10 protein-coding genes are annotated in these 14055 nt (G+C 41.7%); 5 read left to right on the top strand and 5 right to left on the bottom strand.

Translation table 11 applies throughout. The features are described from left to right. Positions 1-31 precede the first annotated feature (31 nt). The 4 genes from F9K23_03955 to F9K23_03940 all read right to left on the bottom strand — a co-directional run bounded on the left by F9K23_03955 (position 32) and on the right by F9K23_03940 (position 4282). Entirely contained in the window at positions 32-1102 is a 1071-nt protein-coding gene (locus F9K23_03955; GenBank protein ID KAB2917544.1) for a hypothetical protein, read from the bottom strand. A gap of 48 nt (positions 1103-1150) precedes the next feature. Next, on the bottom strand, positions 1151-2437 hold the full coding sequence (locus F9K23_03950) for an SUMF1/EgtB/PvdO family nonheme iron enzyme (protein ID KAB2917543.1): 1287 nt from the start codon (positions 2435-2437) through the stop codon (positions 1151-1153). Next, a complete protein-coding gene (locus F9K23_03945) occupies positions 2328-3578 on the bottom strand; it encodes a hypothetical protein (GenBank protein ID KAB2917542.1) in 1251 nt (416 codons plus the stop codon). Before F9K23_03945 ends, F9K23_03950 begins: the two co-directional genes overlap by 110 nt. A 182-nt stretch (positions 3579-3760) precedes the next feature. After that, positions 3761-4282: an HAD-IIIA family hydrolase gene (locus F9K23_03940; protein ID KAB2917541.1), complete on the bottom strand. Its 522-nt coding sequence runs from the start codon at positions 4280-4282 to the stop codon at positions 3761-3763. 194 nt (positions 4283-4476) lie between these two features. Between F9K23_03940 and F9K23_03935 the strand changes: the two genes are divergently transcribed. The 3 genes from F9K23_03935 (at position 4477) to F9K23_03925 (ending at position 8306) form a co-directional block, all read left to right on the top strand. Further along, positions 4477-5037 carry a ribosome recycling factor gene (locus F9K23_03935; protein KAB2917540.1) on the top strand — a complete coding sequence of 187 codons (561 nt, stop codon included), beginning with the start codon at positions 4477-4479 and terminating at the stop codon, positions 5035-5037. A gap of 5 nt (positions 5038-5042) precedes the next feature. After that, positions 5043-7016: a hypothetical protein gene (locus F9K23_03930; protein ID KAB2917539.1), complete on the top strand. Its 1974-nt coding sequence runs from the start codon at positions 5043-5045 to the stop codon at positions 7014-7016. Between the two features lie 201 nt (positions 7017-7217). Next, complete coding sequence (locus F9K23_03925) at positions 7218-8306, top strand: DUF4421 domain-containing protein (protein KAB2917538.1); 1089 nt, start codon at positions 7218-7220, stop codon at positions 8304-8306. 184 nt (positions 8307-8490) lie between these two features. Here F9K23_03925 and tnpA read toward each other — a convergent pair whose 3' ends face one another. Next, positions 8491-8928, bottom strand: coding sequence for an IS200/IS605 family transposase (tnpA, locus tag F9K23_03920; GenBank protein ID KAB2917537.1), 438 nt, complete (start codon positions 8926-8928; stop codon positions 8491-8493). A gap of 384 nt (positions 8929-9312) precedes the next feature. On the opposite strand from tnpA, the gene F9K23_03915 reads away from it, so the two are divergent. Both F9K23_03915 and F9K23_03910 read left to right on the top strand, forming a co-directional pair. Continuing rightward, positions 9313-12483 carry an ATP-dependent helicase gene (locus F9K23_03915; GenBank protein KAB2917536.1) on the top strand — a complete coding sequence of 1057 codons (3171 nt, stop codon included), beginning with the start codon at positions 9313-9315 and terminating at the stop codon, positions 12481-12483. 164 nt (positions 12484-12647) lie between these two features. After that, positions 12648-14055 (top strand): hypothetical protein (locus tag F9K23_03910; protein ID KAB2917535.1); only part of this gene is annotated, 1408 nt, incomplete at its 3' end.

Genomic DNA, 14055 nt, shown 5'->3' with positions numbered 1-14055 from the left:
CCTTTGGCTACAAGTATGTGGAAAACAGTTTTTAGTAACGGTTGGCAATATTGAGGCCAACTATGTAACTGTCAAGGTATTTGATAATGAACAAATGATAGGTGAAAAGCGGGGTACGGTTCAATGGCTCTTCTGAGTAGATAGGGCATGAATATCCGCTTTGCTCTACAATATTAGCATAATCATTCGGGTCAAAAAATTCATTGTAGGGTAAAAATTTCCACTGCAACCGTTGCCTGTTTTTTTGGCTAAAGCGTTTATCGGCAAAAGCATTGTTTTTTACCTTGCCATCCCACGTCTTAAATATTTTTTTAGCCTCTGCCAAACTGGGACCTACATAAAACTCAGCAAAGTAACCGAAGGGCATCGCCAAATTTTCAGGAATGGCCTTTATGTAGGCGTTACCTGCCCCTGTTATCATCACATTAGTTTTGTAGATGGTTTGGTTGTAAAGGTCTTTAGTGGCTTTGCCGCGTATGGGTTTTATATCGTCAAGCAGTCCTTTTTCTATTTGCTGAAACTCATTCTTCAATACGGGGTCGGCTTTTTTTGCATCGACTTTATAGGGAACAAAGCGACGGCGCACGTCTCCGTATATTTCCATATTTAGCTGCCCTGCCGAGCGGAACGAATCAGCATCAATGGTAGGGTAGGTGCCCCACATACGGATAAAAATTTCCTCCACCGTATCGCCTTCTTCATAATGGTAAGTGTATAGCAATGAGTCGCCGCGAGGGTTGCGTTTTAAGCCCGAAAGACACCCCAACAAATTATAATCCATTTCTTGCAAGGCCATCAACACCGAAGCCGAATCGGGAATATTGGGTATCATACACTCGTAATACAAGCCTTCAATGCCGCGCGAGATTATCTTTTCGTACTCAAAAAAGGCAAGGCCGAATGTGGCGTCGTAGCGGTCTTCGTTCGCAGTATTTAGTAAGTAAATACGGTCGCGCCCCGTTTGCTGCACAAATTGCTGGTTGGCATCGTTAACCACATCGGTAATACCGATGCAGAAAAAACTATTGGGCTGGGCATTGGCCAAAGGTAGCAGCACAATAAAGAATAATACAGTATAAAGGGTACGTAAACAGGCTTGCATTTCTTGTAATTATACAACAAAGATGCCTGAAATGGCGTAAAAGTGGCTTTAGTGTGAAATAATGGCGTTGGGCGAAGTTCGGTTAAAAACTACCAACACCAACCTAAACCCCAACCACGAGTGATTTTCGGATTTTTGCACGGGAATAAATGCGGCTGATTGTGTGTAATAAGCCCCGTGGGCAAAACTACCTCCTTTTGTAAGATAATAATTACTGTCGGTTACTATCTCCAACATTTTATTGTAATGCGGATGGCTTTTTAGTTTATAAAATGAAGAGTCAATTCCCCAATAAGACAAGTTATCGGTAACAATGTCAAATGAAGTATTTTCAAATTTCAATTTGCTTGTCAGCATAAAAGCATTGGTAATGGTCCATTCAGCCACATTTCCTCTAATATCATAAAACCCTTTATCATTGGGTTGATAATACCCAACGGGAGCAGTGTATGAAAATCCGTCAGCATTATTGAGTGTGTGCAATATGTTGTTTTCATCCACAACTCCTTTGGTATTGCAGTTTTGTAAATTATCATAGGGTGAGAGTACTGGGTGGGCATCCTTGAAGTTAGGAGGTATTTCCAAACTTATTGCATATTCTAATTCATAAGCGGTGGGTAATCTAAATACTACTTCCATATTCTCAAACCCTTTCATAGTTTTCAATCGGGCGTTCATAGTATTGGTTTTCCACACGCAGAACTTTTTAGCCTGTTCTAAACTTACCCCACATACAGGATATTTATGAATGCGATATTTGGGGTGGCAGAAATAGTAGGTCAAGGCAGGTTCGTTATACAAATAGGGAAAGTCTTTTAGAAAACAAAGAGTATCAGGTTTGTTTATACTATCTCTGAAGTAGTCATAAAACTCCATAAACTCGGCCACAGTAACTTCGTGTTTACCTATAAACAATGCAGGAACTGTAATCCTTCTTTGGGAAAGCATTGCTGAAAACGTATCTGCACCCTGTACTTTTCCTGCTAAAAATGTGCCTTCATCAACTAAAACAAATCCTGCATCAAGTTCCTTTTTTATTGATTTCGGGAGGTTACGATATACTTCTGATAAAGAACGAGGCTTATCGCTTTGTTGCCAACTTTTACAAGCTGAAAGACAGAGAGATGTAAGTATCAGCAATAAAAAGGTTCGCATAGGACGGCAAAATGATTTGTTTTTTTGAAACGCAGTTTCAAAACAATTTATTATGAACTTGTTAGGAGTTCTAATACGCATACGACTCGTACCAACCGAAGCCGTAGGAAAGGAAGTTGTAGTTGCAATCGCACTCAATATTGTTATTACTTTCGGTAAGCTCAATGTGGGCATACCCATATTGTGATGTGTAGGGAAGTAATTTGTAATTGCCCACAACGCTTTTGCCGTTTACCGTAAGTTTATCAATATCACTCATTTTAAACAATACCGTAACATAATAACGGTTAATGTGTTCGGTGTTCATGGTGGGCAGTATCGTCTCGCCGCTATACCCCAACAAAGGTTTCAACACCACGTACGATGGGTCGCCGCGTTGGTTATCGCACCGCGAACCTATTGTGTATTGGCACACCATTACATTGCGGCTGCTGGTTATGTACACAGGCTCTTTCAGTTCCAGTTCAATAAACTTTCCTGCCTTCGTTATTTCCTTACGATCACCGTCCACATCCACCCATGTATTATTCTCTTTGGCCATAATGCGCACCACGTATTTTTCGCGGGTATCAAAAGGCACAGCTGCAAATTGGTGTCCCCAGTTTTGCACGGGTAATAATTGCTCAAACAAATGGTCGCAACTTTGGCAATAACGAGGCACATAGGCACAGGTATTCCCGCCGAACACTGCCAGCTTTTTGCCGTTTACCTCTTTTATGTAACTGCCGGTTAAATCCTTTTCAGACTGAACAATGTGGTACTCGCCTTTATTAAGTTTAATCGTATAGGTTTGATTAGTAGGTTGTTTATCAGAGTTTTTGTCGGTATTGCGCAACTCCACCACCGTACTGTCTTCGGTAGCCATCACCAAGTATTGCGAAGGGTAACCGCGTTTTACGGCAGCATAATGCATAATATAATACTCGCTACCCAATGATTTTATAGGGATAACCACCGTAGCATCGCTAGAGGCACCGCTACTGTTTTTAGCTACAATCATCACATCGGCATCAGCCTCAATGTATAGTCCTTTATTGGTGCTTTTTCCTTCTTTCGATTTAAAGGTATATTCTTCGGGAATAATAATATCAGTAACACCGCCCGCATTTACTTGGAAAGTTTGCACCCAATCCTTCTCACCGCGAGAGTCTGCCGAAACTCCGGCCAGCTTTACGGTAATGGTAGCATTTACTGATGAGGTAACGTGCAGCGAAAGTTCAAATTTATCCTTACCCATCTCGCTTTGCAAATACCCCAACCAAAAGCTGCGACCTTTATAAGCATCGGGCGTATTGGCTGTAGTTTGCTGTGAAAACGACAAACACAGTAAGGCTATGCACCAATAAATGCAGGAATGTAAAAATTTAGCTTTGCGCGGTAAAACCACAATAAATATGGGTTAAAAAACACGCAAAATTACCTTGTGCTTTGCAGCGTAAGGGTTGCACATTAATAACACCTGTGGAAAACAGTGGGTAAAATCACCCTGTTTAAAAGTATCGTTTATTTTGCAATAAGCGTTTGTAAATCAACGGCTGTTAGCCCTTGTAAATCCTGTAATTGTTCGGTTGTCAGCGGGTGGTTAGGTATTACTTGGTAGGCTGCCAGCCCTACCTTTGCAGCAGCATTAATATCACGGTCAGTATCACCGATAAGGAAGGATTTCTCCATCTCCACCCCATATTTTGCTATGGCTTTTTCAAGCATCAAACTATCGGGTTTCCTGCACAAACATTGGCTTTTCAGCGGATGGTGTGAACAGTAAAATATCTCGGTAAACGTAACGTTGTAAGGCAAAAGGGTATCCGTCAGCTTTTTATGTATAGCAAAAAGGTCGGTATGCGTGTATAACTCCTTTGCAATGCCTCCTTGGTTGGTAATTACAAAAAAATTGTACCCGGCATTTTTAAAAACCTGCATAAAAGAAGCCACCCAATCATTCACTTCAAACTCATCGGCGTTTACAACATAGCGGCCCAGTTCACGGTTCAGTACCCCGTCGCGGTCAAAAAATACAGCTTTCATACTCCGGCAAAAATAGCACAGTAAAAGCAAAAGCGATTACTTGTTGCTTATAAACACCAAATACGAAATCCTTTTGCTGCAAGGGTTTTCATCTAAACTTAGTAAGCCTGTTTTACATTTAAGCTAAAAAAAGTTTAATTTGCGGCTCATAAAAATACAGCTACCAATAAGGTTTTATACACATATAAGCATTTATGGAAGATTTAAAGACAATATTAGACGGTACAAAGGCCGCGATGGACAAGTGCATTAGCCACACCGAGTCTGACTTTGCCAAAATACGTGCAGGAAAAGCCATGCCCAATATGCTGGATGGTGTGGTGGTAGATTACTACGGTGCCCCAACACAGTTGGCGCAAGCTGCAAACATTACTACCCCCGATGCCCGCACTATTATTGTGCAGCCTTGGGATAAAAGCCTGATAAGTGCTATCGAAAAAGCAATTACAGATGCCAATTTGGGCTTCAACCCCCAAAATGACGGTTCTGTGGTGCGCATAGCTGTTCCGCCGCTTACAGAAGAAAGGCGTAAAGCATTGGTGAAAAACGTGAAAAACGATGCCGAGCAAGCTAAAGTAACCATTCGTAACATCCGTAAAGACAGCAACGAGCGTCTTAAAAAATCACAAAAAGACGGTATGCCCGAAGATGTGGTGAAAGACGGTGAAACTAAGGTGCAAACAATAACAGACCAATACATTAAGAAGATTGATGAGTTGATGGCTGCTAAGGAAAAAGAAATAATGACCGTGTAAGCACATTGCAAAAGCTCATTACTAAAATATTTACGCGCAAAACGCTGAAATATGTAATTATTACAATTTCGGCGTTTTTGCTTTTAGCCACCATCGGCTACTTCTCGTTACGTAATTATATACTGCAAACCGCCCTGCAAAAAGTAAAGGGCAGTGTTGAAGCCCGTACCCATCTTGTTTTTAATGTGGCGTATGCCCGTTTTACAGGTATCAGTACAGTTGAGCTGAGTGGTATAAGCCTTGTGCCGCAAGGTAAAGACACGTTGTTTACCACCGATACCGTTAGGGTTTCAGTAAAATTGTTACCTGCTTTGCTGGGTAAGGTCCGCTTGGGCTACTTACAGGTGGCTAATACACAACTGTACCTTCGTAAGGATAGTTTGCAAACCAATTTTAGAGGCTTAATGAAGCCCGCTAAAAAGCAGGAAAAGAAAGAAAGTGCCAATGAAGACTTTTCGCAAACGGCATTTAACTACGTAAAAACTTTACTGCGCTATTTGCCCGATGAAGTACAGGTAACCAATGCATTGTTGCACATTAAGTACAACGATAGTTTACAGCACATTACGCTTTCATCGCTGCGTTGGGTAAACGATGATTTCAAAGCAATCATCACCCCACAACAGGGTTTTGGTGCCGAGTGGGTAGCAGAAGGCTTTTTTGATAAACACGATATTAAAGGAGAAGTTACGCTGCACGGCCCTGAAGGGATAGATGTGTATTTGGCCGGCTTGGTAAAATCAGGCCTTGGATTTAAAAAACTGCACCTGCAAATAGATAAGCTGGATTATAAGAACAAAGCTCTTGTGTTTGAAGGCAAAGGGAATATTGACAGTTTACAGCTATACAATGCCCGATTGGCTACTGATACGGTAGTATTTGGCAAAGCAGGGGGTAACCTTGCCATGCGCATCAATCGCTCTTATGTGATTGTAGATTCAACATCGGTATTTAGTATCAACGACATTCAACTTTCAACCTTTGTGCAATTCCCCATCGGGAAAGAAAAACAATACGCTTTATCGCTTAAAATGCAGTCAACCCCGTCGCAAAAGTTCTTTAACTCACTGCCCGCGGGGATGTTCAATAGCTTTGCCGGCATACAAACCAAAGGCAATCTTTCGTACCGTTTGGATTGCAGTATGGACGGCAGTATGCCCGATAGTTTGAAGTTTGAATCGGAACTGAAAAAAGAGGGCTTTGAAATTGTGAAGTACGGTGCAGAAAACTTTGCCCGCATCAACGGCTCTTTTATGCACACTGTGTACGAAGGCGGCAGCCCGTTGCGCAGCTTTATAGTAGGCCCTGAAAATCCCAACTTTACTCCGCTTGACCAACTTGGCCCGCATTTTAAGAATGCCATATTAACCAACGAAGACCCTTCGTTTTTCCACCACCGCGGGTTCATTCCGCAGTCTTTCCGCGATGCGATTGTGGCCGTTTACAAAGCAGGGTTCAAATTTGTACGTGGCGGCAGCACTATTAGTATGCAGTTGGTAAAAAACGTGTATTTGGAACGTAAAAAAACCATTGCCCGCAAAGCCGAAGAAGCACTGATAGTATGGCTGATAGAAAACAATCACATCAGCAGCAAAGAGCGGATGTTTGAGGTGTACACCAACATTATTGAGTTAGCTCCCGGGGTTTATGGAATAGGGGAGGGCAGTGCCTTTTATTTTGGTAAACGCCCTGCCGACTTGACAATGGCAGAAGCTATCTATCTTTCAAACATTGTACCCCGCCCTAAGGCCTTTAAATACGGATTTGAAAAAGACGGCACACTGAAAAACTGGCTGATTGAGAAAACCAACCTTGTGGTGCGCCGCATGGTGCAACGCGAGTGGATACCGGCTACCGATACATTGGGCTTTAATCCGCAAGTACAGTTAAAAGGCCCTGCCAAAAACTTTATTATCCCTTCGGATACAGTATTAATAAATCCTACGGATACCATTATAGAGCCTGTAGATTTATTCTAAGAGCTTTATCATTTATAGAAATCGGGTTCAAACCCTATTTTGTTGAGATTACGATGCGCAAACGGACTTAAGTCCGTTTGCGCATCGTAATTTATAAGCGGTGGTTTTAACCCGTTTGTGATTACAACTACCTCTTTTTGTGATTACTTTCTTGCATATCACAATGCAAAACCCCGACCTTTGCATAGTTTTCAGTAAACTATGAAACATCTGCTGTTATTACTTTCTTTGAGCTTTGTACTTGCTCTACATGCACAGCAGGCAGATACCGTTTCAATTCTTAAAACTGATTCAGTACCACCTCCCAAAAGATTAAAATACGACACGAATTACATTGCCAAATTTGGAAATGTGATTGCGATTGAACCTTGGATTTCAGCCCCCGACTTTACATTCCGTTTAGAAAATAAAGACGATAGTTTAGTTTTTAAGCGAAACGATTATAAGCCCTATTTAAGGGCTGTTTTCGGGCTTGATATTAATTATAAGGCGCTTAATGTTTCTGTTGGTTTTAGAGAAAACTCATTAACTACAGAAGAGGAAACGTATGGCAAAACCCAATACCGTATTCTTAAGTTGCGGTTAAATACCACACCTTTTATATACGAGTTTTATCATAGCGATTTTAAGGGGTTTGCAGATTATAATACAGCAGGTTACGATACGACCCGACCCGCCAACGACTTTTATGTAAAACGTGCTGATATACATTTACAGTACACCAAAGCAAAAGCCATCTACATTTTTTCGCGCCGGCGTTTTTCTTATGGCGCAGCATACAGTTTCACTGAACGTCAGCTTAAAACCAAAGGCACTGCGCTTGTTGTTGCTCACTTATACCGGATGAAAGCCGATGCCGATTCTGCTTTTTTCAATCCCGGTCAGCGTGAGTATTTTGGTAAATACAGTACCATGAAATACCTGGATGTAATTTCCATAGGCATCGGTCCGGGCTATGCAGCCTCGTTCGTTTACAAAAAATGGTTTTTCTCAATGGGGTTATATTTAATAGGCGATGTACAATACCACCATGCTAAAAGCAATACCAACCAAATGATTACCGAAGGTTGGAGGGGTGCTTTGCTGGGTGATGTAATGCTCTCATTAGGCTATAACGGCAATCGTTTCTATTCAGGCATTGTAGTTCGTGGCGACCGAAACTTAGTTTCTTTGTCCAACATCAATGCAAGCACGTCCTTTTACTCATCGGTATTTAGCATCGGATTTAGGTTTAATCCCCCTAAAATCATTGATAACCTATACGACGCATCGCCGCTTCGGAATTTATGATGTAGGGGTTCATACCTGTTGCCCAAAATAACTTTTCCTCTCTTCCTTTTTTGTCGGGTATAAAACCCGACTTTATTGATACTGTGCTGAATTTTCATCCCGCTATTAATAGCAACAGGTTTTATACCTGTTGTAAAATGATTTCACCCCATCAACAACAGGTTTTATACCTGTGACGCTATCTCTAATAGGATTTGATGCTGTTTGTTAAGCGCCCAAAATGCTGCATTTCATCATCAAAGCCCTTACTTTTATGATGCTTCTCTTGATACCTGATGTAATTTCTTACTTTTTGAAGTTGCAAAGGGCTGACAGAGAATGCTGAGAACCCATCTTGCCACTCAAAATAATCAAGGGTTAATTGGTTTTTATTCACCCAAGAATTTGTTATTCCCTTTAAATGTTTAACAATATCACTAACCGAATGCTTAGGTTGTATGGATATTAATAAATGCACATGGTCTTCCACGCCATTGATAAAATCAATTCTAAAATCTTTCTCATTAGCTATTTCGCGCATCTTATCATACAAAGGCTTTTTAAGCTGCCTGTGTATCAAAGGTTGTCGTCTTTTTGTAGTCCATACAAGGTGTATCCAAATCGAAAAGAAGTTTTGGCTCATTAAGAATTGATATTGCAACCCATAATTAAGTAAATGGGTGTAAGATATTTTATGAAACAGGTTTCATACCTGTTGTTCAAAATAGTTTTTCCTTTCGTCTTTTTTGTCGGGTGTAAAACCCGACTCTATTGATAACGTGCCGAGTTTTCATCCCGCTATTAATAGCAACAGGTTTTATACCTGTTGCCCAAAATAACTTTTCCTCTCTTCCTTTTTTGTCGGGTATAAAACCCGACTTTATTGATACTGTGCCGAGTTTTCATCCTGCTATCAATAGCAACAGGTTTCATACCTGTTGTAAAATGATTTCACCCCATCATAAGAGGTTTTATACCTGTGGCACTATCCCAACTAATTTATCGATTGCTTACATTCGTAAACCTTATGCAACCGCAACAAGCTCCATACAACCAAACGTTTTTAACTGAACTTGAAAAGCTTAATCCTGCTCAACGTCAAGCTGTGGAAACCACCGAAGGTCCGGTACTGGTAATAGCGGGTCCGGGTACAGGCAAAACACAAGTGTTGGCCGCACGTATAGGATACATATTACTGAATACAGATTCCCGACCTGAGAATATACTTTGCCTTACCTATACCGATGCCGGAGCATTGGCTATGCGTAACCGACTTACCAGCTTTATTGGCCCCGATGCTTACAGGGTGAAAATTGAAACCTTTCACAGCTTTTGTAATGAGGTAATACAAGAAAACCCAGACTACTTTGGCTACAGAGGACTACAGCCCGTTTCTGACCTTGAAAAGATTGAAGTGCTGCAAGAATTGGTGGATAGTTTTGATGCCAAGCATCCGCTGAAACGATGGACAGGCGAGGTGTATTATGAAACTACCCGCCTTGACAGGTTGTTTCAGTTGATGAAACAAGAAGACTGGACGGCTGAATTTATCGAGCAGAAAATAAAAAAGTACTTAGACGATTTGCCCTACCGCGATGAGTTTATTTACAAACGACCCAATAGCAAAAAAGGCATACAGGTTGGCGACCTGAAAACCGATAAAATAGAGCAGGAACAAAAACGGATGGAGCAACTGGCCGCCGCCGCCCGTGAGTTTGACAACTACCAGCAGTTGCTGCGCAAACGCCAGCGGTACGATTTTGCCGATATGATTTTGTGGGTATTGCAGGCATTTAAGCAACACCCCGATATGTTGTACACCTATCAGGAACGGTTTTTATACTTTTTGGTAGATGAGTTTCAGGATACCAGCGGGTCGCAAAACGAATTATTATCGTTACTGACAGATTTTTGGGATACGCCCAACGTGTTTGCCGTAGGTGATGACGACCAGGCTATTTACCGTTTTCAGGGTGCGAACGTAAAAAACATTGAAGACTTTGCCCTAAAGCACGCTGAAATGCTACAGGTAATTGTCCTTACTCAAAATTACCGTTCAGTACCCAATGTGTTAAAAGCTGCTCACAACCTAATTGGCAACAACCGCGAGCGGTTGATAAACCATGAAGGTTTTAGTTACTTGAAAAAAGAACTGGAAGCATCACACCCGTCACTTAAAACCCTTGAAAATAAACCCGTAATAACTGCCTACGCAAATACCTACCACGAGATTGTGGACATAGCGCACCAGCTTGAAAAACTGAAAGATGAAGGTGCTGATTTGCGCGAAACAGCCATTATATACCGCAATCACCGTCAATGTGATGAACTGGTGAAATACCTTGAGGTGAAAAAGGTACCGTATTACATTAAAAAGAAAATAAACCTGCTGAATGAGCCGCTTATTTATAAGCTGATAACCATACTGCGATACATAGCCCACGAGCAACAAACCCCGCACAGCGGTGAGTATTTGTTGTTTGAGATTATGCACTTTGATTTTTTCGGTATTCCCCCCATCGAAGCGGCAAAGCTTAGCCTTGCCGTATCAAAACAAAATTATAAAGAACGCAATACTTCATTCAGAGAAGAACTATTAAACCCCGCAGCAGGTAAAAAAGCCCCAACGTTGTTTGATCAGCATTTCGGCAATACAGGGATGAAACGATTGGGCGAAGACATTGATTATTGGCTCAAACAGGCCGATAACTTAACCCTTCCCCAATTATTAGAAAAAATTATTAATAACTCAGGGGTATTGGCAACGGTAGTAAAAAGCACCGACAAGTTTGCCCAGCTTGAGATGCTAAAAGCTTTCTTTGATTTTGTGCAGGAAGAGTTTAACCGCAAACCAACACTACATGTTGATGAGCTGATACATACCTTGGATTTAATGTATGACAACAATATTGAGCTTGCCTTTACGCGTACCTCGGGACGCACCGATGGAGTAAACCTCATCACCGCGCACTCTTCAAAAGGGTTAGAGTACGAGCAAGTTTTCTTATTGGGTTGCAACAGCAATATTTGGGATAAGGGCGGACGCAGCGGCACTTATACCTTACCCGATACCATTATTTCAGACACGGTAAGTAAAGACAGCGATACTGAAACCGAAGAAGCCCGCCGTTTATTTTTTGTAGCACTAACCCGGGCAAAAAAGCAGCTACACATCAGTTATTCATTAAAAAATCCGGCAGGAAAAGAGCTGGAACGGTCTCGTTTTGTGGCCGAAGTAGAGCATTTGACTGAGATAGAAAAACAAAGTATTACCCTACAGGATGAAGAATTATCAGGGTTTATAGAAACCATACTTCAACCGGCTGAAACTACTGAGATAAGCCTGATAGACAAGCAGTACCTTGATGAATTACTCAAAAATTATTCATTAAGTGTTACACACCTTAGCAACTATTTAAGGTGTCCTGTTGCCTTTTACTTTAACAACATATTGCGCGTGCCGGCTCCGCAAAATGAATACATGGCTTTTGGCTCGGCAGTGCACAATGCCCTTGAAGAATTTTACAGAACCATGCTTACGGATAGTGCTAAGCGATGGCCGTCAAAAGAGCAGCTGCTCAACTACTTCCGCAAGTATATGGGCATATTGCAAAACAACTTTATCCCTGAGCAATACAAACGCAGGATGCAATACGGGATAGAAATTTTGCCGGCATACTACGATAAGTATATTAATGAGTGGAATAAAATCGTTACTGTAGAAAGGGTATTCCGTAACATTTTGGTTGAAGGGGTGCCGCTTAACGGTAAAATGGATAAAATTGAATTTGATGGAAAAAGAGCCACAGTAGTAGATTACAAAACAGGCAACCCTGCTAATGCAAAAGCCAAATTAAAGCGCCCCATCCCCCAAGCCGATTCATCAGCAAGCCCCGAAGATTTATATGGCGGGGATTATTGGCGGCAAGCAATCTTTTATAAACTGTTGATGGATTACGACAGTAATAAAGATTGGGAAATGCTGTTTGCAGAGTTTGATTTTGTAGAGCCTGATAAAAAAACAGGCGAATACGTAAAAGAACGTATCGAAATACAAAACGACGATATTATTGCTATTAAACAACAAATAAAATACTCCTATGAGGGTATTAAAAATCATAGGTTTGATAAGGGTTGCGGCCTTGATGATTGCGAGTGGTGCAATTTTATCAAGTTCAATCAAATAGGTTTGGTATAATAAAACGGAGGGTTTATATATTACTTATATCGGGGTATGCGGTCAAAGCCCCGTAAATAGTATATCTTGCAGGTAACAATAATGGTTAATGAACAATTAGTCTATGGGCAACGTTTTAATAATACAGTTGCATCTAACTATTCAGAGACCTAAAGCGAATTAGTATGAAAAAGTTTATACCTATATTATTCTTGTTATTTGGACTGCTTGCTTTTCGACAAGCAAGTGCTACTCACGTAATGGGTAGCGATATTACCTATGAGTGCTTGGGTAATGGCCAATATAAATTACGTTTGACGGTATACCGCGATTGTAACGGTGTGCAGTTGAGTAACACGCCCATGACTATTAAATGTGCGTCGGGTTCAGGCTCCATAACTCCTAACATGACTAAAATTAGTGTGAAGGACGTTACAGGTATCGGTTCAAACTGCCCTACCCAAAGCCGTTGCAGCGGTAGCTACGCATACGGTATTGAAGAGCATATCTGGGAAGGTACAGTTGACCTTAGCTCACTAAACTGCTGCGAGGTTATTGTTAGCTGGGAGCAATGCTGCCGTAACAGTAATATTAGTACAGGTGCTGCTGACCAGAACTTTTACACTAACGCAAAAATCAACAAATGTGTTACTCCTTGTAACAGTTCACCCAAGTTTACCTCTCCTCCTGCAGCTCTTATCTGCGTAGGTCAGGATTTTATTTTTAACAACGGTGCTTCTGATACTCTTGATGTGGGTGACTCATTGTCATATAAGTTAGTAACTCCTCTAAGTGCTGAAGGTACAACCATTGCCTACAGCGGTTCATGGAGTGCTCAAAAACCTATTTCTTTCTTAGGTTTTCCTAATGCTGGTTTGGGTTTCCCAGCCGGTTTCCGTTTGGATAGCGTTACCGGTGACTTGAGCTTCCGTCCTACCAAACAAAACGAAGTTACCGTAATGGTAATTGAAGTAACCGAGTGGCGTACCATCAACGGAACACCTACGGTTGTAGGGGTAACCCGACGGGATATGCAGATTATCGTAACTCCCTGTCCGGATAATAAAGTTCCTAAAATCAGCGGTCAAAGCCAAACAGCCTGTTCAGGTCAGCAAGTGTGCGTAACGGTAACTACCGATGATGCCGATACTGATGATACGGTTCGTATCTCTTGGAACCGCGGTATTCCCCGTGCTACCTTCAGCAACAACAACGGTGCTACCAAACGTGCGGGCGGTTCTGTATGCTGGACTCCTGCCGAGAGCGACGTAAGTAATATTCCTTATACCTTTACCATCACCGCTAAAGACGACGCTTGCCCCCGTCCCGGTCAGGCTATCCGTTCGTTCAGTATCACGGTGCGTGAAAGCCCTAAAGCAACCATCCAAGCCACAAAATTAACCTGCGGTAAAGTTGCGATAGATTACACCCCTGCTAAAAACAACTACCCCGGTTTGACTCATACATGGTCGGTAAAAGACAGTACCGATGCTACCATTGCTTCGAGCACTAAAAAGAAAGACACCATCCGTATGCAACCGGGCAGAAACCGTTTGTTTTTGACCCTTCGCACCAGTACTCCTTGTGTAAACG

Source organism: Bacteroidota bacterium (assembly GCA_008933805.1).
Classification (GTDB): Bacteria; Bacteroidota; Bacteroidia; order UBA8524; family UBA8524; genus SB11.
The sequence above is the reverse complement of the archived record's forward strand: the minus strand, read 5'-3'. Positions and strand labels throughout refer to the sequence as shown.